The organism is Pedobacter sp. CAN_A7 (assembly GCF_015752175.1).
Lineage (GTDB): Bacteria > Bacteroidota > Bacteroidia > Sphingobacteriales > Sphingobacteriaceae > Pedobacter.
The window spans coordinates 1,303,809-1,328,443 of sequence record NZ_JADOUW010000001.1 but is presented as its reverse complement, the minus strand read 5'-3'; the positions used below and the strand labels follow the sequence as shown (position 1 = coordinate 1,328,443).

General features: G+C 40.8%; 18 protein-coding genes. 11 read left to right on the top strand and 7 right to left on the bottom strand.

Features of this window, described 5'->3' with window-relative positions:
* Positions 1-141 precede the first annotated feature (141 nt).
* Entirely contained in the window at positions 142-2,181 is a 2,040-nt protein-coding gene (locus IWX76_RS05920) for a M13 family metallopeptidase (protein ID WP_196858927.1), read from the bottom strand.
* Between the two features lie 465 nt (positions 2,182-2,646).
* On the opposite strand from IWX76_RS05920, the gene IWX76_RS05915 reads away from it, so the two are divergent.
* The 4 genes from IWX76_RS05915 to IWX76_RS05900 all read left to right on the top strand — a co-directional run bounded on the left by IWX76_RS05915 (position 2,647) and on the right by IWX76_RS05900 (position 7,664).
* Complete coding sequence (locus tag IWX76_RS05915; RefSeq protein WP_196858926.1) at positions 2,647-3,513, top strand: hypothetical protein; 867 nt, start codon at positions 2,647-2,649, stop codon at positions 3,511-3,513.
* A 2-nt stretch (positions 3,514-3,515) separates the two neighbouring features.
* Positions 3,516-4,040 carry a SprT-like domain-containing protein gene (locus tag IWX76_RS05910; RefSeq protein ID WP_196858925.1) on the top strand — a complete coding sequence of 175 codons (525 nt, stop codon included), beginning with the start codon at positions 3,516-3,518 and terminating at the stop codon, positions 4,038-4,040.
* 2 nt (positions 4,041-4,042) lie between these two features.
* Positions 4,043-4,546: a hypothetical protein gene (locus IWX76_RS05905; protein WP_196858924.1), complete on the top strand. Its 504-nt coding sequence runs from the start codon at positions 4,043-4,045 to the stop codon at positions 4,544-4,546.
* A gap of 451 nt (positions 4,547-4,997) precedes the next feature.
* Entirely contained in the window at positions 4,998-7,664 is a 2,667-nt protein-coding gene (locus IWX76_RS05900; protein ID WP_196858923.1) for a valine--tRNA ligase, read from the top strand.
* Between the two features lie 1,281 nt (positions 7,665-8,945).
* Here the strand turns inward: IWX76_RS05900 and IWX76_RS05895 are convergent.
* A complete protein-coding gene (locus tag IWX76_RS05895) occupies positions 8,946-9,407 on the bottom strand; it encodes a type I restriction enzyme HsdR N-terminal domain-containing protein (RefSeq protein WP_196858922.1) in 462 nt (153 codons plus the stop codon).
* A gap of 56 nt (positions 9,408-9,463) precedes the next feature.
* Between IWX76_RS05895 and holA the strand changes: the two genes are divergently transcribed.
* The 3 genes from holA to IWX76_RS05880 all read left to right on the top strand — a co-directional run bounded on the left by holA (position 9,464) and on the right by IWX76_RS05880 (position 14,696).
* Positions 9,464-10,489 carry a DNA polymerase III subunit delta gene (gene holA, locus IWX76_RS05890; protein ID WP_196858921.1) on the top strand — a complete coding sequence of 342 codons (1,026 nt, stop codon included), beginning with the start codon at positions 9,464-9,466 and terminating at the stop codon, positions 10,487-10,489.
* Between the two features lie 581 nt (positions 10,490-11,070).
* Positions 11,071-13,629, top strand: coding sequence for a zinc-dependent metalloprotease (locus tag IWX76_RS05885; RefSeq protein WP_196858920.1), 2,559 nt, complete (start codon positions 11,071-11,073; stop codon positions 13,627-13,629).
* Positions 13,630-14,039: 410 nt separating this feature from the next.
* Complete coding sequence (locus tag IWX76_RS05880; RefSeq protein WP_196858919.1) at positions 14,040-14,696, top strand: DUF6266 family protein; 657 nt, start codon at positions 14,040-14,042, stop codon at positions 14,694-14,696.
* Here IWX76_RS05880 and IWX76_RS05875 read toward each other — a convergent pair whose 3' ends face one another.
* Positions 14,697-15,590 (bottom strand): SMP-30/gluconolactonase/LRE family protein, encoded by an 894-nt coding sequence (locus IWX76_RS05875; RefSeq protein ID WP_196858918.1) that lies wholly within the window; start codon positions 15,588-15,590, stop codon positions 14,697-14,699. It abuts the gene before it with no gap.
* Between the two features lie 142 nt (positions 15,591-15,732).
* On the opposite strand from IWX76_RS05875, the gene IWX76_RS05870 reads away from it, so the two are divergent.
* Complete coding sequence (locus IWX76_RS05870; RefSeq protein ID WP_196858917.1) at positions 15,733-16,137, top strand: EVE domain-containing protein; 405 nt, start codon at positions 15,733-15,735, stop codon at positions 16,135-16,137.
* Between the two features lie 78 nt (positions 16,138-16,215).
* Positions 16,216-16,785, top strand: a complete 570-nt coding sequence (locus IWX76_RS05865; RefSeq protein ID WP_196858916.1) for a hypothetical protein — start codon at positions 16,216-16,218, stop codon at positions 16,783-16,785.
* A gap of 10 nt (positions 16,786-16,795) precedes the next feature.
* Here the strand turns inward: IWX76_RS05865 and IWX76_RS05860 are convergent, their stop codons facing one another.
* The gene (locus IWX76_RS05860) at positions 16,796-17,317 is read right to left on the bottom strand and encodes an acyl-CoA thioesterase (RefSeq protein WP_196858915.1); all 522 of its coding nucleotides are present in this window, start codon (positions 17,315-17,317) and stop codon (positions 16,796-16,798) included.
* Between the two features lie 38 nt (positions 17,318-17,355).
* Here IWX76_RS05860 and IWX76_RS05855 point away from each other — a divergent pair, with 38 nt between their 5' ends.
* Positions 17,356-18,879 (top strand): alpha-amylase, encoded by a 1,524-nt coding sequence (locus tag IWX76_RS05855; protein WP_334641305.1) that lies wholly within the window; start codon positions 17,356-17,358, stop codon positions 18,877-18,879.
* On the opposite strand, the gene IWX76_RS05850 is transcribed toward IWX76_RS05855, so the two are convergent.
* Together IWX76_RS05850 and IWX76_RS05845 are read right to left on the bottom strand one after the other, a co-directional pair.
* A complete protein-coding gene (locus IWX76_RS05850) occupies positions 18,837-20,036 on the bottom strand; it encodes a type IX secretion system plug protein (protein ID WP_334641304.1) in 1,200 nt (399 codons plus the stop codon). The two genes, IWX76_RS05855 and IWX76_RS05850, sit on opposite strands and share 43 nt — an antisense overlap.
* A 45-nt stretch (positions 20,037-20,081) precedes the next feature.
* Positions 20,082-21,995, bottom strand: coding sequence for an ABC-F family ATP-binding cassette domain-containing protein (locus IWX76_RS05845; RefSeq protein WP_196858913.1), 1,914 nt, complete (start codon positions 21,993-21,995; stop codon positions 20,082-20,084).
* Between the two features lie 124 nt (positions 21,996-22,119).
* Here IWX76_RS05845 and IWX76_RS05840 point away from each other — a divergent pair, with 124 nt between their 5' ends.
* On the top strand, positions 22,120-23,151 hold the full coding sequence (locus IWX76_RS05840) for a quinone-dependent dihydroorotate dehydrogenase (protein ID WP_196858912.1): 1,032 nt from the start codon (positions 22,120-22,122) through the stop codon (positions 23,149-23,151).
* A 101-nt stretch (positions 23,152-23,252) separates the two neighbouring features.
* Here IWX76_RS05840 and IWX76_RS05835 read toward each other — a convergent pair whose 3' ends face one another.
* A complete protein-coding gene (locus IWX76_RS05835; protein ID WP_196858911.1) occupies positions 23,253-24,626 on the bottom strand; it encodes a RagB/SusD family nutrient uptake outer membrane protein in 1,374 nt (457 codons plus the stop codon).
* Positions 24,627-24,635 lie beyond the last annotated feature (9 nt).

The following is a 24,635-nucleotide window of genomic DNA, read 5'->3' as shown; positions in this document are numbered from 1 at the left end:
TTCATACGCTTAAGAGAATTATTGCCGGTTACCAGGATTGCTGCGGAAGAAAAAGCAGGGTTCTAAGGGAGGAATAAAAATACAGCTACAAAAAATGGGTTGTACCTTATCGATACAACCCATTTTTTATAGTAGTGGTGATTACCACATTCTGATTCTGTCTTCTGGTTTTTTGTATAATTTATCACCAGGTTTAACATCAAACGCTTCATACCAGGCATCCATGTTAACCGGCGCACCGATAGTTCTGTATGGACCTGGAGAGTGAGGGTCAGTTTTAATTAACTGTGCAGCACTTTCATCCAGGATGTTACCTCGCCACACCTGAGCCCAGGATAGGAAGAAACGTTGATCTGGTGTAAATCCGTCAATTTTCTCGTTAGACTGACCTTGTTTGGTTAATTTAAAGGCTGTATATGCGGCGTTTAACCCACCTAAGTCGCCAATGTTTTCTCCCATGGTCAACTTTCCATTCACATGAACGGTATCTAATACTGTATAGGCATCAAACTGTTCGCCCAAAGCTTTGGTTTTTTCTTCAAACTTGGCTTTGTCTTCTGCTGTCCACCAGTTGCGCAGGTTACCATCTTTATCATACTGGCTTCCGCTATCATCAAAACCATGTGACATTTCGTGACCAATAACAGCGCCAATACCACCATAGTTGATGGCATCATCAGCTTCAGGTGCAAAGAACGGGAATTGTAGAATTCCGGCAGGGAACACAATTTCATTCATTGTTGGACTGTAATAAGCGTTTACTGTTGGTGGCGTCATGCCAAAACGAGTGCGGTCAACTGGTTTACCTAGCTGGCTTACCATGTCGTTATATCTCCACACATCCGAATTACGTAAGTTCTGGAAATAGGTAGTTGGCGTGATTTCCAAACCATCATAAGTTTTCCACTGATCAGGATAGCCTATTTTTGGCGTAAAGGCATGTAATTTAGCCAATGCTTTTTCCTTTGTTGCTGCACTCATCCAATCTAAACCTTTGATTCTGGTTTCGAAAGCTGTACGCAGGTTTTTGATTAATTCTGTCATACGTGCTTTAGCTTCTGGTTTGAAGTACTTAGCTACGTATAACTGCCCCAATAGCTCACCTACATTCTGATCTGTAGCTGAAGCCATGCGCTGCCACCTTGGTGTTTGCACACGTTGGCCGGTTTGTACCTGGTTAAAGGCAAATGCAGCGTTAACAAAAGGTGAGCTTAAGTTAGCCGCACTATTTTTTAATACATTCCACTCCAAGTAAGTTTTCCAGTCAGCTACCGGAACACTTTTCAACATGCCATCAAGACTGCTGAAAAACTTCGGACTAGATACCAAAATAGTATCCTGGCCGGTAACTTTTAACTGCGTTAAAATGTTCTTCCAGTTTAACTGTGGTGTTGTTTTGCTGAAATCAGCAACCGTAAATTTATTGTAAGTTTTATAAGGGTCGCGCATTTCCAGTCTGCTCATCTGTGCAGCAGCCAGTTGTTTTTCGATCGCCATTACCGTAGCAGCTTTTTTAGTTGCTTCCGCTGCAGAACTTCCCGTTAAGGAGAAGAGTGTGGTCATGTAGGTGGTATAGGCTTCCCTGATTTTTACGGAGCGGCTATCATCTTTTAAATAATAGTCACGGTCTGGTAGAGTTGTTCCGCCTTGACTAAACGAAGGCAGATATTTATTTACATTCTTTCTATCTTGAGCAACATAAAAACCATACATCGGTCCGGCTACACCTGAAGTACGCATGCTGCTTACTTCAGTTAATACACCACTAAGGTCTTTGATTTTTTGAACACGAGCTAAATCTGCTTTAATAGGGGTATAGCCTAATTTTTCGATGGTCAGGCTATCCATGGCAGCAGTGTAGAAGTCGCCTACACGTCTGGTTGGCGTACCAGCAGTTGCATTTTTATCGGCAGCGGCATCATGAACCAGGCCTTTAACAGCAATGATGTTAAAATCGCGCAATACGTTAAAGCTTCCCCAACGGGTTTCTTTTGCAGGAACAGGGTTGTTTTTAATCCACGATCCGCTGGCGTACTGGTAAAAATCATCACCTGGTTTTACGCTCAGGTCCATGTTTGCAGGGTCGATAAGTTTGGATGGTGCTTGTTGCGCAGTAGCCGAATAACTGGCTGCAACAATTCCCAGGACAGCGAAATAGCCTTTGAGTTCTTGTAGTTTCATTTGAATAATTCTTTCTATTGGAGGATTGGGCATGGCGCGAATAATGCGCTACCGTTACAGCAATCCAGTTTTTAAGTTAGTTATTGCAATGTTTGCAATTAAAAACTCAATTTAGGGAATAGAATTAAACAAATCGCTCTCTAATGAAAATTTTACTTATTAAACCAATAGTAAAGCTTCGTCAGGCTAATTTTTTTGAGGATATCCCCAGTAATGTAAAAAACTTTAAGTGACTTCATAACACTCGATTTTATACACTATTAACATATTTTAACATAAATTATTGTGTTAGTCTGCTTAATTTTAATATGGCGACTAGCATAATTGTAATTTATTATAACCTTTATTAAAGTTTATTGACCTGAATGATTATATTTAAAATTCAACAAATCATTAAATTAAACGAACAAAACGCTCACTCCAAGAAAATATCTTTTTTTATTTATGTTTTTTATAGGCACATTCATGTATTCTTGTAAAAAGGATAAGGTAATCAATGAAGATTCTGCCACCATTTCACAAGTAGAAACTTGGTTTAATGAACAAACATCAAGCCGACCGATAACTACATCCCTCTTTAGTCAAAATAGTGGTACACACAAATTATCCTCATTAAAGTCATCAGTTGGCGTTCAAGTGAACTCAAGCATCAGACATCATGCACTTAGTGTAAACTGGAAAAACGCAAAAACCTATACAACATCAGATAGCACAATCATCGAAATTCCAATATCGAGTGGTGGTATTTTTAAATTTGACACAAAGGTTCATATGCCTGGAGATACAATTCGCGTAAATAAATGTATCACTAGGCTTTTATTTATAAAAACGGCGACAAAGATGGAAGGCTATTTTATGACAATAATTAATGATGACCGATATCTGGCAAATACATATTCAAATCCTGATAAAAACACATTCTTAAAAAAAGAATTAAATTTTAGTGGTACAATTATGTATCATGATTTACAAGGAAATATGACAAATGTTGTATTAACTAAAAAAAAAATACAGTTGAATAAAACAGCATCAACATCTCGTTTTTCTAGTAAGGGTAAAATAAGTGCCGCATACCTGGATCACTGTACTGAAACAGCAATTTATGAAGTTATAGGTGTAAATTGTTATGACATAGGATCGTATTATACTTTTTGTCAGAGTATATATAGTATATATGTTGGTCATACAATTTGTGGCAACGGGGGTGGGTCTGGGCCAGGGGCAACGGCTCTGGAGGTAGTGGTGGTTCAGGTAGTGGCCCAGCTCCAAGCACGCCTAGTAGTAGGAGAATTACAAATAATGTTAACAACTTGTGCCTCTCTGCAGGTGTAAATATGGCAACTAATGCCAATACGAAAATAAAGAACATGCTGAATCTGACCTTTAATAGTAATCAATACACCGATCATGATGTTGATTTTTATGATGTAACAAATCTTCCAGACAACACTGATGGAACTACAAGGGGAGAAAACGAAACGACCTTTAGAATAGAGTTGAATGCAAACACATTGCCTCATAAATCCAAGGAATATATTTTAGCTACAGTATATCATGAAATTCTTCATGCATATTTGTACTCACAATATACCAGAGATGGACTTGGAAAATTTATAATGCCTGATCATCACAGTACAATGGCCGATAGTTATATTTCTTTAATGACCACGGCACTTAAAACTGCGTTTCCAAATATTAGTAACCCAGAAGCCTGGGCGCTCTCTTGGGGAGGTTTAGAAGAAACCCCTTTCTATACTACTGAACTTACTTCAGACCAGCGACTAGAAATTGAATCAATTAATAAAAAACATAAAAAGTCAGAGGAAGGTACTGTCCGCTTAGGAACCTATTGTAATTAATTATGAAAACCATTGCTTTTTTACTATTTATTTTGACGTTTAACATTAATTTCGTTAAAAGTCAAATTACTGAGGCTCCAACCCAGAACATTGATTTTAGAATTCCAATAATGAAAATTGTTGGAAGGCATATGAATATTGACCGCCTTTTTGAAAGTCCAAAGAATCATGCATATGTGTTTTCTATAAGTCTTTCGTTTAATTCGGAAGGAGAAATTGACACGGTTTATTTTAGTAATAAAATGTCAAACAATTTAAAGGAAATTATTAAACCGAGTGAAAGTCTATCCGATTCATTAAGAACTATAGACTTCAAGAATCAGTTTACCGGTAAAATACTTTTATTGCCTATAATTATTAAAAGATTAGAAGATCGAGAAATTGACAATGCGCCTGATTTCTTAACTGAGTTTACAGCATTCTGGCCTAATTTTAAAATAGAAGACAAATCAAAGCAGGTAGTTTTTCTTGAACCATTCATCAATCGTTACTTTAAAAGTCATTAGCACTACTAACCAAGTAGATATGCCTTAAAGATCCCTTTTTATACTATTAATCTTACCACTGAAGGGCGAGCACAAATACAATCGTTTTTTGAAGCTTTATTTCTTGAAGATCTCTTTCACTAGGCTGAGGCTTACCATTTATCACTTCAAGTTGCAATTTGGCTTTATGTTTATTATAGGAAGAGCAACGGAAGCATATCGGTTAAGTACCCGATGTTTTTTCATGATCTTTATGTGCTTCCGAGGATTGCTATGAATTTTGGTCTGGGTTTAGTTCCCTCATGTGATTCTGATGTCCTGATCAGCCAATTGCGCATTGGTGCTGAATATTTCAGGATTTTTATTAGCGCTAAACTCGGCTAATTGATTTTTCATTATATAGGCCAGAAACATTAAATTTGCACATATCCTATACCCACAATTCAATCTAATATTTTCGAAATCTATATCAATGAGCATTTCCACTAAATACGATCCTGCATCAACAGAAGATAAATGGTACAGTTACTGGCTTTCTAAGAAGTTTTTTCATTCTGAGCCAGATGAACGTGAGCCTTATACCATTGTTATTCCTCCACCAAACGTGACGGGTGTTTTACACATGGGCCACATGCTCAACAATACGATACAGGATGTATTAATTCGTAAGGCCCGGATGCAGGGTAAAAATGCGTGCTGGGTTCCTGGTACCGATCATGCCTCTATTGCTACAGAAGCCAAAGTAGTGGCTATGCTTAAAGAAAGAGGAATTAGCAAGGCCGATTTGACCCGAGAGGAGTTTATGGCTTATGCCTGGGAGTGGAAAGAAAAATACGGAGGCATTATCCTCGAGCAATTGAAAAAGCTTGGTGCCAGTTGCGATTGGGACCGTACACGTTTTACCATGGAAGAAGATCTTTCGGATTCGGTGATCGACAGCTTTATCCATTTGTATAAAAAAGGATGGATTTACCGCGGTATCCGCATGGTAAACTGGGATCCAGCAGGTAAAACGGCTGTTTCTGACGAGGAAGTGATCCGTAAAGAAGTTAATCAGAAATTATATTACATCAAATATACCATCGCCGGCACGGAAGACAGCTTAACTATAGCGACCACCCGTCCGGAAACCATCATGGCTGATGCAGCCATTTGCATTAACCCTAATGATGAGCGCTATACCCACCTGAAGGGTAAAAAGGTATATGTGCCTCTAATTAACCGTGAAATTCCAATTATTGAGGATGACTATGTAACGATGGATTTTGGTACAGGTTGTTTAAAAGTAACACCAGCGCATGACCTGAATGATTATGAACTGGGTGTTAAACATAAACTTCCGGTAATTGACATTCTGAATGATGATGGTACCTTAAATGAACTAGCAGTTATTTTAGTGGGTGAAGATCGTTTCGCCGCCCGCAAAAAGATCGCTATCCTGCTACAGGAAGCCGGACATTTAGATAAAATAGAAGATTATAAGTCGCAAGTAGGTTTCTCTGAACGTACCGACGCTGCCATAGAGCCAAAATTATCTATGCAATGGTTTTGCAAGATGGAAGAAATGGCGAAACCGGCTTTAGACGATGTGCTAAATGGTGAAGTGAAGCTTATTCCGGAGAAGTTTGTGAATACCTACCGCCACTGGATGGAGAATGTGCGCGACTGGAACATTAGTCGCCAATTATGGTGGGGACAACAGATTCCTGCCTGGTACGACCATGAAGGTAACTGGGTAGTTGCAAAAACTAAGGAAGAAGCATTAGATGAGTTTTTAAAGTTAAAAGATATAGACAATGTGTTTACGGAAGCGGAAGCAGCAGGCTTTAAAAGCCAGCTAGCCCCTTTTGTAAAACAGGATGAGGATGTGATGGATACCTGGTTCTCCTCGTGGTTATGGCCAATATCGGTTTTCGATGGTTTTAAAAACCCGGGTAACAAGGAAATCAGCTATTACTACCCAACTAATGATTTAGTGACTGCCCCAGAGATCTTGTTTTTCTGGGTAGCCAGGATGATCATGGCTGGCCATGAGTTTATGGGTAAAAAGCCTTTTACTAATGTGTACTTAACAGGGATCGTGCGTGATAAACTGGGTAGGAAGATGTCTAAGTCTTTAGGCAACTCCCCTGATCCTATCGGCCTGATTGAGAAGTATGGTGCTGATGGTGTTCGTGTAGGTATGTTGCTTTGTTCGCCAGCGGGTAACGACCTGATGTTTGATGAGAGCTACTGCGAACAGGGAAGGAATTTTGCCAATAAAATATGGAACGCTTTCCGCCTGGTAAAAGGTTGGGAAGTGGATGAGAATCTGGAGAATCCTAATACACAGGCCATCGCCTGGTTCGATAACCGATTTAATGAGGCTTTAGCCGAGATTGAGGATAACTTTAAGCAGTACCGTTTGTCGGAAGCCCTGATGACGACCTATAAATTGGTATGGGATGATTTCTGTGCCTGGTACCTGGAAATGGTGAAACCTGTTTATCAGCATCCTATTGATGCGGAGTCGCTGAAAGCGACCATCGGTTTCTTTGAACGTATCCTGACCTTACTTCACCCATTTATGCCTTTCCTGACAGAAGAGTTATGGCATGATGAGCTTTTCGGTGAAAAGGGTGAAATGGACTGTATCATCGTGGCCAGCTACCCAACTTTCGCTGCTGCGGATGCTCAGATTTTAAAGGATGTTGAAATTATTAAACAGGTGGTTGCTGAGGTGAGAAATGTGCGTAATACCAAGCAGATTTCTCCTAAAGAGGCCTTGCCTTTGAGTATAAAGATTAACTCTTCGCTTGATTATGAGAAATGGTTAAACATCGTGTTTAAACTGGCTAATATCAGTGAGGTAGAAATTGTGAATGATAAAATAGCTGGTGCAGTTAGTTTCATGGTAGGTAACGATGAGTTCTTCATTGTTTTAAATGAGGATATCGATGTGGAAGCTGAAATTGAACGCCTAAAGGCTGAGCTTACTTACCTGAATGGTTTCCTGAAATCTGTAGATGCCAAGTTAAGCAATGAGCGTTTTGTGCAAAATGCGAAGCCCGAAGTGGTAGAGAATGAAAGGAATAAAAAAGCGGATGCGGAGGGGAAGATTGCTATCATACAAGAGAGTTTGAGTGCTTTAAAAGCTTAAAAAAATCGCTATGATCTGTTCTAAGTCTGAAAACTTTTACCTGAAGGGGTAAAAGCCTTCTAGGCCTTTTCACAGACATAGCGATTTTTTTGTGCGTGTGAAAGACGGGGGGTGATCCGGTATGGAGGTGAGAAGGGGCTGTTAAAAAATCGTTATGATCTATTCGAAGTCTGAAAACTTTTACCGGAAGGGGTAAAAGTTTTCTAGGCCTTCTCTTAGACATAGCGATTTTTTGTGCATGTGAAAGGGGGGTGATCCGGCAAAGCGGTTAGAGAGGCTAGCTTAAAAAAATCGTTATGATCTATTCGAAGTCTGAAAACTTTTACCGGAAGGGGTAAAAGCCTTCTAGGCCTTCTCACAGACATAGCGATTTTTTTTGTGCGTGTGAAAGGGGAGGGTGGTCTGGCAGAGAGGGATATAAGCGTACTGTGCAAAAGGCCGGAGTGGAATGTGTACAAGGTTGTTAACAACTAGCGGGATAGTAGATGTTAATAACTTAAAATTCCACTTTGACTAGTATAATATTGGCAAGAAATCTATTTATTGATTTATATACCGTTTTTTAATGTGTATTGGTATGTTAATCAATGTGTTAATTCTTTAATTCCACATGCTTAATTAAGATATTTCAGGTAGGTGTTAAGGGAAATACTGCCAAATAACTGTGTGTTAATAACTATGTTAAGAGTTAGTTGAATATACGTATGACAAGGTTTTATTTTCCTTATTTAATTAATCGGTGATTCTTAAACAATAGTTGTAATTGGAATCACGATCAAACAATTTGATGAGGAAATCATCAAAATAGATTATGTTTACTGTAAGCATATGTAGCTGACTGCCTCGTCAATTTGATCTATAACTATTTGTATACTTTAGCGTATTTATCCTTCTGGATGACCCAACGCAGTAGTTACCTATCCTAGGAGTAATGTGTTAGTACACGGAATGACTCTTTTAGAGCTGGGAGGCTATTGGTGGTGGTCGGCTACTAACTGTTAATCGAATTTTCCTGTTGTGTGTATACGTTAAGTTGTTTAATTTCTTGTTGTAGTATAACCATGTTGCCCAATTTGATGGTACACCTGTGTTTGTCCTGTGCTTATTGGTTTGTGCTTACTGTGGTCTAACTGCCGCTACAAATCTGCACTGTTCTTATTTTTATGCGGAAAAATTTTGCTTGCTAAGAAAAGGCCTAGAAGGCTTTTACCCCTTCCGGTAAAAGTTTTCAGACTTTGATAGCAAGCAAAATTTTACTTGACAAGCAAGCAAAATTTAATGCTACAACTCATCAAATACCGGAAGCGCCTCCACAAACGCAAACCGCTCCTCCTGGTGGTCAATTGTCGCATAACAATGAAACAACCCATTGGTAACAACCAGCCACTTGACTTTATGCACCGTGTTATAACGCGCCGCCTGATCAAACACCGCCTGTGTAACCTTCACAGAGGGCGCTTTACACTCTATGATCATTATCCTTTCGCCAAAGCGATTATAAACAACCACATCTGTGCGCTTCTGCAAACTATTCAAGGTCAGTCCCCCCTCTATTTGGATGAGCGATTTGGGGAACTTTTTTTCCAGGATCAGATATTGGATGAAATGCTGCCTTACCCATTCTTCGGGGGTTAACACCAGGTGTTTCCGGCGGATTTCATCGAAGATATAATGCTGCTCCTCTTTTTTAGTTAACTTAAAAGGGTAGCCCGGAAGGTTAAGCGCAACAGGGGTAAATGCCATTTGTGCAAAATTAACCTTTAATATTTAGTTTTTAGCGGTTACATTTGGTAAATTATATGACTGCTGCAGAAATTATTAAAGACCTTAAAGCGAGAAAACTTAAGCCCGTTTATCTATTACATGGCGAAGAACCTTTTTATATCGACCAGGTGGTTGATTATTTAGAGGCTAACCTGCTAACCGATATGGAAAAAGGCTTTAACCAAACCGTTCTATATGGTAAGGATGCAGACATGGCCACCATCCTAAACGCTGCAAAACGGTATCCCATGATGTCTGATTACCAGTTGATCATTGTAAAGGAAGCGCAGGACTTAAAATGGGCCAAGGAAACTGAAGGTGCCAGTAAGGAAGCCGGATTTGTGCAGCATTATTTCGAAAACCCCTTGCCATCTACTATCCTTGTCCTGGCTTATAAATATGCCAACTTCGATAAGCGTAAAAAAATATACAAGGCCATTACAAAATCTGGCTTAATCTTTCAGTCTGATCCCATTAGAGATTATCAATTAGCCCCATGGATTGAAGATTTTGTTCGAGAGAAAGGTTACAAAATTGCCCCTCAGGCTGCAGCACTGATGGCCGAGTACCTGGGTGCCGACTTGTCAAAAATAGCCAATGAGGTGGAGAAGCTATTGTTGAACATCAGTAAGGAAGTGACCATAGACATTGCCTTGGTACAGAAAAACATTGGCATCAGTAAAGAATACAATGTTTTCGAACTGCAGAAAGCCATCGTCATGCGCGATCCTTTCAAATGCAACCAGATCGTCAACTATTTTGCTAATAACCCAAAAGCGAACCCCATGATCATGGTGATGGCCAGTTTAAACGGATACTTCTCCAAAGTATTAAAATACCATTACCTGGTTAACAAACACGATGCCGCCAAAGTACTGGGTGTAAATCCGTATTTTATAAAGGATTATGAGATGGCCTCCCGTAATTATAACCTCAATAAAGTTTTTCAGGTGGTTAGCCTATTAAGAGAGTATGACCTGAAAAGTAAAGGCGTAGAGAGCACCGGAAACGTAACTGATGGCGAATTGCTTAAAGAATTGGTGTTCAAAATTATTCACTAAGCAATAACATCTACCTGTAACCCCATCACTTGCTCAAATTGTTAACAATAACATCTACCTGTAACCTCGCCACCAGCTCAAATTGTTAACAATAACGTCTACCTGTAACCTCTCCACCAGCTCAAATTATTAACAATAACATCTACCTGTAACCTCGCCACCTGCTGAAATTGTTAACAATAACGTCTACTTGTAACCTCGCCACCTGCTCAAATTGTAAACAATAACATCTACCTGTAACCCCACCACTTGCTCTAATTGTTAATAATAACGTCTACCTGTAACATCGCCACCTGCTGAAATTGTTAACAATAACGTCTACTTGTAACATCGACACTTCCCTCAGAACGCCCATATCCCGCTCTACCGGATCCCCCCTTTATAACGCAGAAAAAAAATCGTTATGTCTGTGAAAAGGCCTAGAAGGCTTTTACCTCTTCCGGTAAAAGTTTTCAGACTTTGAATAGATCATATCGATTTTTTTAGCAGTAAAAAACCCCTCTTTGTAACTGTAAAGTTATATCCCAAACCATACACACATCAACTCCCACGTTATATTTGTGTATCCTAACATAACTTACATGAAGAAAACTTTACTCATTTCTGCATTGGCGATGGCAAGTCTGTCTTATGCCAACGCACAAACCAGTCCACGGCCAGTAGCTTCTGCTACAGACAGCGTAAAAAAGACCGCTGGGCCATTAGCCGCCATGGGCACAAAAGCCGCACCTAAACCTTATACCACTGTCATTACCGCGAAAGCGGAAACGAAAAAGGGGATGATTACCACACACAGGCTGGAAGATAAGTTTTACTTTGAAATTGCCGATTCCATTTTAAACAGAGAGATCCTTGTCGTAAACCGGATTTCTAAAGCAGGGGCTGAAGTAAGAGCTGCTGCGGGTTATGCTGGCGACCAGATTGGAAGCAGTGTAATTAAGTTTGAAAAAGGGCCAAACAACAAAATCTTCATGCGTAAACTATCTTACCGCACTTATGGTCCAGATAGTACCACAGCTATGTACCAGTCGCTACAGAACTCCAATATCCAGGCCATTGCTGCTGCGTTTAACATTGCAGCTTATTCGCCAGATAAAAAAGGTAGTGTAATTGATATGACTGACTACATCAGTAGCGATAACGATATTTTTTACTTTGGTTCACCTCAAACTAAATCTCGTTTCCGCCTGGGTTCACAATTATCCGACAGAAGTTACATTGTCGGTATCCGTAGTTTTCCTAAAAACGTAGAAATTGGTACGGTTAAAACCTATACTTTAACTGCAGCACCAAACCCTTTCGGAGGAAGTAGTGCATCGGCTATGGCAGGTGGGGCAAGTGGTTCGTCTACCGTAGAGCTCAATACTTCACTGGTTATTTTGCCTAAAGTACCCATGAAACCGCGTTATTTTGATCCACGTGTAGGTTACTTCACGGTGGGATACACAGATTTCGACCTGAATCCACAGGGAGTGCGCGAAGTGCAGCTCGTTAAACGCTGGAGACTGGAGCCTAAAGCTGCAGATATGGAGCGTTACAAACGTGGCGAACTTGTAGAACCGGCTAAACCCATTGTTTTTTACATTGACCCTGCGACCCCTAAAAAATGGGTACCTTATTTAATAGCAGGTATTAACGATTGGCAGAAAGCTTTTGAAAAAGCAGGCTTTAAAAATGCCATCCAGGGTAAAGCAGCGCCTACAAAAGCGGAAAATCCATATTGGAGTCTTGACGATGCCACCCACTCGGCCATTGTTTACAAACCATCAGAAATTTCAAATGCCAGCGGACCGAGTATTGCTGATCCAAGAAGCGGTGAAATTATGGAAAGCCACATTAACTGGTACCACAATGTGATGAAATTAGTTCGCGATTGGTACATGATTCAAACTGCAGCTGTAGATCCGCGCGCAAGAAAAATGGAATTTAGTGATGAACTAATGGGCGACCTTATTCGTTTTGTCTCTTCACATGAAGTAGGACATACTTTGGGATTACGCCATAACTATGGTTCAAGCTCAACGGTTCCGGTAGAAAAACTACGTAATAAAGCGTTCCTTGAAGCCAATGGCCACACGCCATCCATTATGGATTATGCTCGTTTCAACTACGTAGCACAACCTGAAGATAAAATTTCGACCGTGGGTTTGTACCCAAGAATTGGGGATTATGATTTATGGGCCATTGAATGGGGTTACCGTTTACTACCAGAAGCTAAAACGCCACTTGCCGAAGTTCCCTTGTTAAACAAAGTTACTGTACAGAAGTTAAAGAATAATCGTTTATGGTTTGGAACAGAGACCAATCCGAATGACCCACGTTCACAAAATGAAGACCTTGGGGACAATGCCATGCTGGCCAGTGAATATGGTATTAAAAACCTGAAAGTCATTTTAAATAAGTTAAATGACTGGACAGCGGCTGATAACGAAGGGTATGAAAACCTTGATAACATGTACACACAACTGACTACACAATTTGGTCGTTATGTTGGCCATGTAGCTAAAAATATTGGTGGTATCGAAGAAACACCAAAAACAATAGAGCAAAAGGGAGTTATTTACCAACGTACACCTGCAGCAACTCAAAAAGAAGCGATGGATTTTCTGGATAAAAACCTATTTAGTACACCAACCTGGTTATTAAACCAGGAAGTGCTTGATAACACGGGTACCAATGCCTTGGATGTGGTGTACAAAGTTCAAAACCCGGTATTGATCAGGCTGATCAGCAGTTTTACCTTGAGTAAATTGATTGCAGCAGAAGCAGTTGATGGACAAAAAGCTTATAAAATTACCGATATGTTTACTGATTTGCAGGGTAGTGTTTTTAGCGAAGTAAAAGAGGAGAAAGAGATTGATGTTTACAAACGTAACCTGCAAAAGAACTATGTAGAAAAGATGGTTAATTTATTGTACCCTTCGCCTGTTACCTCAACAGCAACAGCAGCGGTTGGTCGAGGTTTGCCTCAAAGCATGGTCAGTGTTTCGCAAAGCGATGTGACCTCTGTGGTAAAAGCGCAGTTGAAAGGCTTAAATGTGATGATTAAAGATGCCATTCCTTCTGTTAGTGGCTTAAGCAAATACCATTTAGAAGATCTTTCAGATCGCATTGATGCAGCATTAGATCCAAAGAAATAAGCAAGCTTAATTTAAATAGCAAAAGCTAACCTCAGTTTAAAGGTTAAAAAGGGCGTTCCATATCGGGGCGCCCTTTTTGGTTTAAAAAATTTCCGATAAGCCACAAGCTAGGCGATTTATCATGCCGATGCTGAGTTAATTAAACCTGTCGGACAACTAAATTCTGGGCAATAGATGTTCGCTTAAGGAAAAAAATAAAATCTGCACAATAATTTACAGGTATAAGGGCCTTAGAAGGGTGTTAGAAGGGCCTTTGAAGGGCCTTATAACGGCTACAGCCCTTTTAACGCCGACTAAACGCCCTGCTAATACCCATCTACCGCTCATTTATTTGTAGGGCGTTGTTAAATTTTATTAATTATTATTTATTACATTGGATAGATGAATTAATCACTTAGAAAACACTTATCATGGCACTATTACCAGGAGGAATCTTAGGAGGGCCCAACGGAACAGTTGGCGCAGTTGTTACCTATCAGTTAAATGGACAAAATGTAATGCGCGGAAAACCCCGTCGCTCAACTAAGCCACCCACTTTACCACAATTGCAAAGTAGAATGGAAATGGGCGTGCTCACTTTATTTATAGATAAGGTAAAAGGATTCGTTAAAACAGGATTTAGTCCTTTAGCCATGGGTACCACCAGGAATTACCATAATCTGGCCATTGGTTATAACAGATCGCAGGGCACGACGGGAAATTACCCCGACATCCAGATAGACTTCGAACACTTGATGTTGAGCAAAGGAGATCTGGATATGGCGGCGAATCCTATGGTACAGCGTGTGGAAAACGGTTTGAAGTTTACATGGGATTATCCGGGGAGCCCTGTAGAGGGATATGGCAAAGACCAGGTGATGATGCTGGCTTATTCTCCACGGCTAAACAAGAGTACATTTATAGACAGTGGCGCCAGGCGTGAAAAGAAAGAAGATGTATTAATTCTCCTTCCTGCAATGCTGCAAGAGCAATTGGAGGTGTACATCTCTTTCGTATCGAATGACAGGCTAAATGCTGCGGATAGCTTATATCTTGGTACAGTAGGCCCTGAAGAGGAGATGGGATAGTTATTCTACCCCTTTTACCTTAGTTGGAATGGTGTATACTGAATTTGTGGAAGTGATGAACAGGTCTGACCTGTTCTTGCCTCCAAAACATACATTAGCTGTCCAGCCTTCTATGGGAATGTGAGCGATCTGCCTACCTTCGGGATTGTAAACCGTTACCCCATCCCCGGTGATGTAGATGTTGCCCTGGTTGTCCAGCGTCATGCCATCAGAACCTTTTTCAAACATCAGCTTCCGGTCGGTAAGTTTTCCAGCAGAGGCGATGGTATAGCGGTAGGTTTTCTGAGCGCCAATGTCAGCAACGTATAAATATTTGCCATCAGGTGTGCCGACAATTCCATTGGGCTGCTTAAGATCATCTAAAGCCAAGTGTATCTTCTTTTCTTTGCCCGCAGGGATGTAGTATACATTTTGCTTCTCCATATCCGGTTTTTTTCTGGTCCAGTAGTCTCGCTGGTAATAAGGGTCAGTGAAATAGATCCCTCCTTTGTTGTCAAGCCACAAGTCATTTGGGCCATTAAGCTTTTTCCCATCCAGATCAGTGATCAGTACCGTGACATTCTTGTTTTTATCAATAGACCAAAGCTCATTCTTTTCATCAGCGCAGGCGAGCAGATTGCCATTTTGATCAAAATACAATCCGTTGGAGCGGCCTGTCTTGTCCATAAATAAGGTAAGCTGGCCATTGGTGTCATATTTCCAGATCTTGTCATTGGGCTGATCGGTAAAATAGATATCCCCATTTTTATTGACCGCAGGTCCTTCGGTAAAGGAGAACTGACTGCTTACAAGCTTAAGGTCTGCAGGATTAAAAATTTGTGCTGTACCCGGAGTGGCTGCCAGGCCCAGCGCCAGTAATAAAAGACAGGGGATAGATTTGATACTTGGTTTCATAGTTACAATTTAGTACAATTTTCTAAAATTGTAGCCGGCGGTTTAAAACTGTTAATTTCGAGTGGAAAAATTGCGGGCATCACGGCTCAGCGATAAAGAACCGGTTAGCGCAAATTGTAAACATATTTTTTACTTTTGCTGCATGAACTACTTTTTAGTAAAATCTGAACCTTTTAAATACAGTTGGGACAAATTTAATCAGGATGGACGCACCTTTTGGGATGGCGTAAGAAATTACCAGGCACGTAATAACATGAAGGAGATGAAGGAGGGGGACCATGTGTTATTTTACCATAGCAATGAAGGTAAAGAAGTGGTGGGTATAGCCAAAGTGGTAAAAGAGTTTTACCAGGACCCGACAACAGATAACGCCAATTGGGTAGTAGTAGATCTTGTACCGGTAGCCACGCTACAACATCCGGTGACCCTGGCGCAAATTAAAGCGGAAGAAAGTTTGAAGGATATTTCATTAGTTAAACAAGGTCGTTTGTCGGTGATGCAGCTTAAAGTCGAAGAATTTGACAAAATACTGGAGATGGGAAGTTAGTTATTACTTTTTTCTGACAATTTTCAAACAAATGAGTATATATGGCGTTAAATACGTAGATTGTAAAAAATATCATCTATGTCAAAACACATCTTTACCCTGGTTTTATGCTTCTTCGTTGCGGGCAAAATGGATGCCTCCGCGCAGATTAAGCCTTTTATAGCCACTATTCATACAGGGAATGATGTTTTTAAAGGCATTTTATATGAGGTAACCAACGACAGCATAGGCGTAAAAAAAGACGCTTTGGTGGTTTATTTTTGTCCGGATGAAATAAAAACGATCAAATTAAGAGAAATAAAAAGAGGTATCCGCTATAAAAAGTACCTGAATACAGATTCCTATTCAGAGAAAAGTTTCCAAAAGGTAAGTAAGAAAATGGTTCCCGTTAGAAAATGGGGAGAGAAAGATCCAACCATTGAGGAAGAACTCAGTGGCCGGATCATCACCAGTTTTTATAGTACTGCCATTAATGGCGTCATTGCCTCTATAGGTTTAATGAACGGAAGTACCAATACAGTAAACGTTAATTATAGCAAGGAAAACTATCTGGCAGGTGCCAAATCATTAGCTTTTCATTCTGTGCTTTACCAAAGAAGTCCTGCTGCACATGCAGAGGTCAAAGCACAAATCAATAAAGGAAACTAAGTTTTTCCCCTTAATCCTTGTAAAAAATTGCCCTTAATTCATTAGCATCTTTAGCTTGCATTTTACCGCCTAATACCAAACGAAGCTGTCTGCGTCGCAAAGCGCCATCATATAATTCCTGCTCCTCAGCGGTTTCCGGAACGATCTCGGGTATAGGGACAGTTTTTCCGTTTTCATCTAAGGCAACAAAAGTATAAAAAGCTTCATTAGATTTATGGCGCGTTCCTGATGGGATATTCTCTGCCCATACATCCAGTCGCACTTCCATAGACGTGTTAAAAGCACGGGTCACCAGGGCTTCGATCGTAATCACATCGCCTAATTTAATAGCTTGTTTAAAGGATACATTATCAACAGAAGCGGTTACTACAATCCTGTTGCTGTGTTTTTGTGCAGATATGGCGGCAGCAATGTCCATCCAATGCAGTAGTCTTCCACCCATCAAATTATTCAACGTATTCGTATCATTGGGAAGCACCAGCTCATTCATCACCGTGAACGATTGTTTTGGATGTTTAGTTGTTTTTTCCATATGGCGACAAAATTAAACAAATTGTGCAATTTTTGGTTATGTATACAGTTTTAGCAAAAAATGTGACCACCAACTATATGAACAACCAACTACTGATCCAGTTCTTTCACTGGTATTATAATGATAATCAACCACTTTGGGAAAAAGCAGCTCAGGAAGCTAAACATCTGGCCACATTAGGCATCACCCGAGTATGGTTACCGCCTGCCTATAAAGGTACCGAAGGTGTAGACTCTGTAGGATACGACAGTTACGATATGTACGATCTTGGTGAATTTGACCAGAAGAACAGTGTGGTAACGAAATATGGCAGCAAGAAAGAATACCTGAATGCCATAGCCGCATTGCATGAAAATGGGGTGGAAGTAATTGCCGACGTGGTTTTCAACCACAAAGCTGGCGCTGATGAACTAGAAAAAGTTGGCGTGCGCACTGTAAATAACGACAACCGTAGCGAGTTCACTTCTGAGCTAATGGAAATTGATGCCTGGACAAAGTTTACATTTCCCGGTAGAAAAGGTAAATACAGTGATTTTGTATGGGATCAACACTGTTTTAGTGGAGTTGACCACGCTGAAAACCTCCACCAGGATGCCATTTATTCTATACAGAATAACTATGGCGAAATGTGGGAAGATGTACCCTCCGGAGAGATGGGTAATTTTGATTACCTGATGTATAACGATATTGAAACCAGAAATCCTGCTGTAAGGGAAGAACTGAAACGCTGGGGCGAATGGTATTACAATACTTGTAAGATGGATGGGTTCAGGCTGGATGCGGTAAAACATATTGCACACGACTTTCTGAATGAGTGGATTGACCACATGAAACATACTTTTAAAAGGGATTTCTTCTTTGTTGCCGAAAACTGGATTGTTGATAATTTAAAGGAGTTGGAAGACTATGTTGCAATGACCGAGGGTAGAACTCAACTTTTTGATTCCCTTTTACACCACAACCTCTATCAGGCCAGCTTACAAGGCAATGAATACAACCTGAGCACCATATTTCAGGGTACCCTTGTGCAAACCCATCCAGAGCTATCTATTACTTTTGTTGATAACCACGATACACAACCCTTACAGTCACTTACAGCCTACGTTGACTATTGGTTCAGGCCATTGGCTTACGCACTGATTTTATTACGTGAGCAAGGAATCCCTTGTGTGTTTTACCCTGATCTGTATGGCGGTAAATACCGGGATGAAAATGAAGAAGGGGTGGAGGTAGACGTGGAACTGGTGCCGCTTGCAGAATTACCTGATTTATGTATAATCCGAAGGGATAAAAGTTATGGTATACAGCGCGATTATATTGATCATCCGAATTGTATAGGCTGGACGCGCGAGGGTGAGGATGATAAGCCTGATTCTGGACTGGCAGTCGTAATGAGTAACAGTGCAGAAGGACATAAACATATGGAAATGGGCCAGAAGCATGCCGGCAAAACTTTTGTAGATGCCATGGGTAAACGTAAAGAAGAAATTACGGTAAATGAAGAGGGCTGGGCAGAATTCTACTGTTTAGGCGGTAGTGTATCGGTTTGGGTACTTAAATAACCTACCAGCTCGTCCCAGCGGCCATCTGGTTTACGGAAGTATACAAACACCTGGTAAGCATTATTCGTTTCAAAGAAACTACCTTCCAGTAATTTGTAGTCTACTAAACCGGTTGCCCTGTTTTTATAGATATATAGGTAATCATACAAACCTTGTTTAAGGTATAAATTTCCTTCATAGCCTTTTAGCTGCGGGTTGTATTGGAGTTTGCTTTTTTCGTCAGGTTTGTACTGGTTAAAACGACCAATGATGTACACATCGCCGTTTTGAAGTGTGGCCGGGGCATTTAAGAGTAGTGCGACTTTAAAGTAGTCGCTTTCCGTTGCTGCAGGCCGATCTTCCAGGTTTCTGATGTAAAAATTGCCATTTTCATCAAACTGCGTTGTGTATTTCTGTTCATTCCTTGATTTGTCATCAACGTTGATTTCCGGTGCACGTAAGTTGCGGAGATCGATTTTCCTGAATTCATTTATACCTTCAAAAATATTGCTTTTGATATCGTTGTATTGGATCAGGTTGGGTTTCACGAATGAAGCTTTGCTGTTGTACGTGGCTGTATAAGGATTGCCATTTTGCATGACCACCGTTTTAAGGTCGGTATATGGATTCTGGATGCGCAAACGATTGGTGCTTACACTAAAGTTAACTTTCTGGTGGGTTTCACGTTGGGTAACATCAGGGGCAGGGGCCACATCGATTTGTATACCTGCGAGGTTTTCTACCACATAGAAACGTTGAGAAACAACCGGTGTTTTCTCTCGCCCTTCTATAAAAACCTTTATTATATAATTACCAGAAATTTTAAACTGTACCTGTTCATTAGGTAAACTGAGGCGGTAGTGTGTATAATTTTGTCGCGTGCCGGCAGCATATTCATAATCCTGCAGGCGGTCGCCAGCAAAAGAAACTACATAATCTAAGGTAGAAAGGCCTGAAGGTTTCCAGTCGGCCGTACAATGCTCCACCACATAGGCATAACTTTTACTGCCACCATCGAGGTCGTCGAAAGTAAACAATAACTGTTCATTAGATTGTAGGGTAATAACAGGTAGAGACTGCTCTTTTTGGGTGTTGTAGGCTTGTACCGTTTTGATATAAGGTTGATAAACCTGGTTATCATTAACGAAGGCGCTTTGCTGTGCAAAGGCCGGTGCCATACAAAACACCATTAAAATGAGCAATCTCCACTGTATAGGCATGTGTTAGCCTTCTATTTCCATGATTTCAGCAGCAAGTTCTTCCCAGGTCTGTTGTACTGTGTCGAGTGTTTGTTTTGCTGCTTTGTATTTCTGATTGACTTCGGCCAGTTTAGTCTGATCGCTATAAATTTTATCGTCTGCGAGTTCCACTTCAATCGCTTTCACGATCGCTTCCTGTTCAGAGATTTGTGCTTCGGCTTTCTGTAGCTGATCGTTCAGTTTTTTTAACTGCTGCTGCGCATTTGGCACTGCTTTTTTCTCTTCTACCTTAGGCTTTGTTTCTTTTTCCGCTTTGAATGGAATACTGGTTGCTGGAGCAGGCGGTCTCTTGCTATTCCACTCTTCGTATTCGGCGTATGTACCCGGGTACTGTTTGATTTTTTTATCTTCAATAAACCAGATCTTGTTGGCTACATTATCCAGGAAGTATCTATCGTGTGATACGGCAATGAAAGTACCTTCGTATTGTTTTAAGGCCTGGATCAGGATATTTACCGACTGGATGTCCAGGTGATTGGTAGGCTCATCGAGAATCAGGAAATTGGAATCGGTGGTTAATGATTTTGCTAAAGCCACACGTGATTTTTCACCTCCAGATAATACACGGATTTTCTTAAACACATCGTCACCGGTAAACAGGAAGCAACCCAGGATTGAGCGGATTTCTGTATCGGTATGTTTTGGTGCAAAAGCCTGCATCTCTTCCAGGATACTGTTACCCAGGTGTAAAGACTCCAGCTGGTGCTGTGCAAAGAAAGTGGTGGTTACGTTATGTCCTGTTTCGCAAGTGCCATCAAAAGTTTCTACACCTGCAACAATCCGCAATAAGGTTGATTTACCTTTACCGTTGGCACCGATTAAAGCGATTTTGTCGCCTTTTTCGATCACCGCCTCGGCATTTTGCAGGATCTCTACATTAGGATAGCTTTTATTGGCATTTTCAATGCGCACCACATGGCGGCCTGAAGGTTTGGTAAACTTAAAGCTAAAGTTAACGGTTGGATTATCATCGTCCACATCTTCTACACGCTCCATTTTATCCAGGGCTTTCATGCGCGACTGTGCCATTTTAGCCTTACTGGCTTTTGCACGGAAACGTTCAATCAGGCGTTCTTCCTGTTTGATTTTTGCCTGCTGGTTTTTAAACTCTCCTTTTTGGATTTCACCACGTAAGCCTTTCTCTTCTACGTAAAAAGTATAATTACCAGCATAAGCAGTAAGTTTTCCTTTTCTGGATTCTACAATACGGTTAACCACTTTATCAAGGAAATACCTATCGTGAGATACGATGACAATGGCACCTTCAAAACTCATCAGGTAAGTTTCTAACCATTTAATGGAAGGTAAATCCATGTGGTTGGTTGGCTCATCCAGTAAAAGGATATCTGGTGTTTGCAATAGAATTTTAGCCAGCATCACCCGCATTCTCCAACCTCCGGAGAAGGTGTTTAAGGGGCGTTTCTGATCTGCAGTGCTGAAACCAAGACCAGCAAGGATCTCGTTAGCACGGTATTCGATGTTGTAACCATCTAAAGATTCAAACTCTTGTTGTTTGTCGCTTAATTTATAAAGTACATCTTCAGAATAGTCAGTTTCTATTTTCTTTAGTAACTCTTCTATTTCATCGTGTAATTGATTCTGACGTTCAAAAGCTTCCATGGCCACATGTAAAATGGGGTGGTGGGAGTCGTAAGAAAGAAGATCCTGGTTTAAGTAACCAATTTTAAGATCTTTTGACATGGAGATGGAGCCTGAAGATGGCGCATATTCTCCGACAATTATTTTTAACAGGGTGGATTTTCCAGTTCCATTAGCCCCGATAAGGCCAACTCTGTCACCAGGTTTAATATGCCAGTTTGCTTCGTCATATAAAGCTCTGGAGCCTATAAGGAAAGTTAAGTCGTTTATTGAAATCATGTGGCTGCAAAAATACGCTTTTTAGCTGCATTTTATTGTTGTACATGCGTAAGAAAAACAGTATTTATCTTGAAAGTTTCTTTATGTACTTTGTGATCGGGTAAATCGTTCCTATCTTCGCCAAATGTATCGCTTTATTAAACCAATTTTTTTCCAGTTTGATCCAGAGAACGTGCATCATTTTGTGGTGCAGCGATTGAAATGGTTTAACGACTTTTTTCCTTTCGGAAAAACCATATTAAGAAGCAGTTTTGGAGTTCACATTAAAGGATTGGAACGTGAGGTTTTCGGCATCAAGTTTAAAAACCCGGTGGGTCTGGCCGCAGGATTTGATAAGAATGGCGAATACATAGAAGCCTTAAGTAACCTGGGTTTCGGTTTTATTGAAGTGGGTACGGTTACGCCGTTGCCACAACCAGGTAACGATAAACCACGAATGTTTCGTTTGCAGGACGATAAAGCGCTGATTAACCGGATGGGTTTTAACAATAAAGGTGTAGATACGCTGGCTGAACGCTTGCGTTTGTTAAAACAGAAAGACCCTGCATTAGTGGTGGGCGGAAATATTGGTAAAAATAAAAATACGCCAAACGAAGAAGCCGTTAACGATTACATCAAATGTTTTGACCGCCTGTTTGACGTGGTTGATTATTTTGTGGTGAATGTGAGTTCGCCAAATACACCAGGTTTACGTGAGCTGCAGGAAAAGGAACCTTTAACCTTGTTGTTAAAAACGTTACAAGACCGTAATGCTAAAAATGGGGTGAGCAGACCTATCCTGTTAAAAATTGCACCTGATTTAACCAATGATCAGCTGAATGACATTGTAGATATTGTACAAACGACCGGCATTGCGGGTATTATTGCAACCAATACCACGATTGATCGTGATGGTTTATATACACCAGAAAAGATAAGTCATGAAACCGGGGGTTTAAGTGGCAAACCTTTAAGCAAACGTTCTACAGAAGTGATCAAGTATTTATCTGAACGCTCAAAAGGGTCTTTTCCGATTATTGGTGTAGGCGGAATTCATTCTGCAGAAGATGCCAAGGAGAAATTAGCTGCAGGCGCTTCTTTAGTTCAAATCTATACAGGCTTCATTTATGAAGGACCTGGTATTATTAAAACTATTTGTAAGGGATTGTTGAAATAACAGTCTGATTTTAATTAGCCACAGCTGAATTAAGTTATGGGTATAAAAGGATATACTTTAACCTAAAAAAGGGATGCTTCATTTGAAGCATCCCTTTTTAATTAGTAGCCCTCGTTTTGAACGAGGCTTTTATTAGCATCTGTTTCCCTTTGTGGTATGGGGAAAACCAGATTGGGTGCATTCCAGGCTACGTTACCGATGTTGGTTTGCGTTCTTTTTGCATCATGTAAGGCAAAACCTTCAAAAGCCAGTTCGAGTTTGCGCTCTTGCAGAATATCGGCCAGGGTAGCGCTTGTGGTCGTTAATCCAGCCCTGCTTCTCACCGTTTGTAAATCTGCTAAAGGCGTAACACCACCTATGGGTGCTGAAGGTGCTAAGCGGACATTGCTTTCTGCCCTGATCAAGTACATTTCTGCAAGCCTGATGATGGAAACATTACCGTATTGGTTAGCAAATTTACTGGTAAACAGGTCTCCGTCATCATAAAAGTTTTGTCTACGCTGATCATTGGCGGAGTAATTGGCATTGATCCATGTTTGCGAAATGGCGGCATCACCACGTCCACCGTAAGTAGAAGAGCCATAGAACTCATTAAAACTGTTAAAGCCGGTTAAATTGGTTACCTGTATGGCAAAAACATCTTCATCGGTATTGCCACCTGGTTGAGCCGGACTACCCGGAGCGGGTACGGTAGGGAAGGCCTGCTGGTAGCTGGCCGCCAGGTTGTACTGTCCGGAACTGATCACCCTGTCGGCAGCATTTGCCGCTTCCACATAGTTGCCCATTTGCAGGTATAGTCTGGCCAACATGCCGGCAGCGGCATATTTAGTCGCAAAAAAACCATTGGTTTCCGGTAGCTCGGCTTCCGCTTCTGTCAGGTCTGTGATCGCTTGTTGGTACACTTGCTGCACTGTAGCACGGCTGATGTAATTGGCTTCCGTTACTGAAGTGGTAGGTGTTAATACAATGGGTACACCCAGGTTCACCGCTGGATCGCCATCGTTGTAAGCCTTACCATATAACCTCACCAGGTCGAAATAAACGGCACCTCTGATGAATTTTGCCTCACCCTGGATGCGGCTGCGTTTAGCTTCATCAACCTTATCTATTGCACTGAGTACATTATTGACATCATTGATGGTACTGTAACCATCTCTCCAGGTATTGCTTACGAAAACGTTCGTTTTCAGGATTGATTTATTAATGGTCTGGGTGAGCTCTTCGTAGGTTCCAGTCCACTCAATGGCATTGGTATTTGCCAGGAAATCGGCCATTAAGAAAGGCCGTCCACCATATAAATCGGTACTGCCGAGGTCAGAATAAGCACCGATCAGCGCAACTTCTACATCCTTGGAGGTAATCAGCGCCTCGCCCTGTTCAATAGTGTCAGCCGGATCAATGTCAAGCGGCTTTTTGCAGGCAGCCAGCGTGAGGAGGAACATGGATAATATGAGGATAGCATATATATTTTTCATCTTGTTTTT

Coding starts and splice junctions, on each gene's coding strand:
- IWX76_RS05870 (WP_196858917.1), top strand. CDS start 15,733: ATGAACTACTTTTTAGTAAAATCTGAACCTTTTAAATACAGTTGGGAC.
- IWX76_RS05845 (WP_196858913.1), bottom strand. CDS start 21,995: ATGATTTCAATAAACGACTTAACTTTCCTTATAGGCTCCAGAGCTTTA.
- IWX76_RS05865 (WP_196858916.1), top strand. CDS start 16,216: ATGTCAAAACACATCTTTACCCTGGTTTTATGCTTCTTCGTTGCGGGC.
- IWX76_RS05905 (WP_196858924.1), top strand. CDS start 4,043: ATGAAAACCATTGCTTTTTTACTATTTATTTTGACGTTTAACATTAAT.
- IWX76_RS05910 (WP_196858925.1), top strand. CDS start 3,516: ATGGCAACTAATGCCAATACGAAAATAAAGAACATGCTGAATCTGACC.
- holA (WP_196858921.1), top strand. CDS start 9,464: ATGACTGCTGCAGAAATTATTAAAGACCTTAAAGCGAGAAAACTTAAG.
- IWX76_RS05895 (WP_196858922.1), bottom strand. CDS start 9,407: ATGGCATTTACCCCTGTTGCGCTTAACCTTCCGGGCTACCCTTTTAAG.
- IWX76_RS05850 (WP_334641304.1), bottom strand. CDS start 20,036: ATGGCACCGGCCTTTGCACAGCAAAGCGCCTTCGTTAATGATAACCAG.
- IWX76_RS05915 (WP_196858926.1), top strand. CDS start 2,647: ATGTATTCTTGTAAAAAGGATAAGGTAATCAATGAAGATTCTGCCACC.
- IWX76_RS05880 (WP_196858919.1), top strand. CDS start 14,040: ATGGCACTATTACCAGGAGGAATCTTAGGAGGGCCCAACGGAACAGTT.
- IWX76_RS05875 (WP_196858918.1), bottom strand. CDS start 15,590: ATGAAACCAAGTATCAAATCTATCCCCTGTCTTTTATTACTGGCGCTG.
- IWX76_RS05860 (WP_196858915.1), bottom strand. CDS start 17,317: ATGGAAAAAACAACTAAACATCCAAAACAATCGTTCACGGTGATGAAT.
- IWX76_RS05855 (WP_334641305.1), top strand. CDS start 17,356: ATGTATACAGTTTTAGCAAAAAATGTGACCACCAACTATATGAACAAC.
- IWX76_RS05835 (WP_196858911.1), bottom strand. CDS start 24,626: ATGAAAAATATATATGCTATCCTCATATTATCCATGTTCCTCCTCACG.
- IWX76_RS05840 (WP_196858912.1), top strand. CDS start 22,120: ATGTATCGCTTTATTAAACCAATTTTTTTCCAGTTTGATCCAGAGAAC.
- IWX76_RS05920 (WP_196858927.1), bottom strand. CDS start 2,181: ATGAAACTACAAGAACTCAAAGGCTATTTCGCTGTCCTGGGAATTGTT.
- IWX76_RS05885 (WP_196858920.1), top strand. CDS start 11,071: ATGAAGAAAACTTTACTCATTTCTGCATTGGCGATGGCAAGTCTGTCT.
- IWX76_RS05900 (WP_196858923.1), top strand. CDS start 4,998: ATGAGCATTTCCACTAAATACGATCCTGCATCAACAGAAGATAAATGG.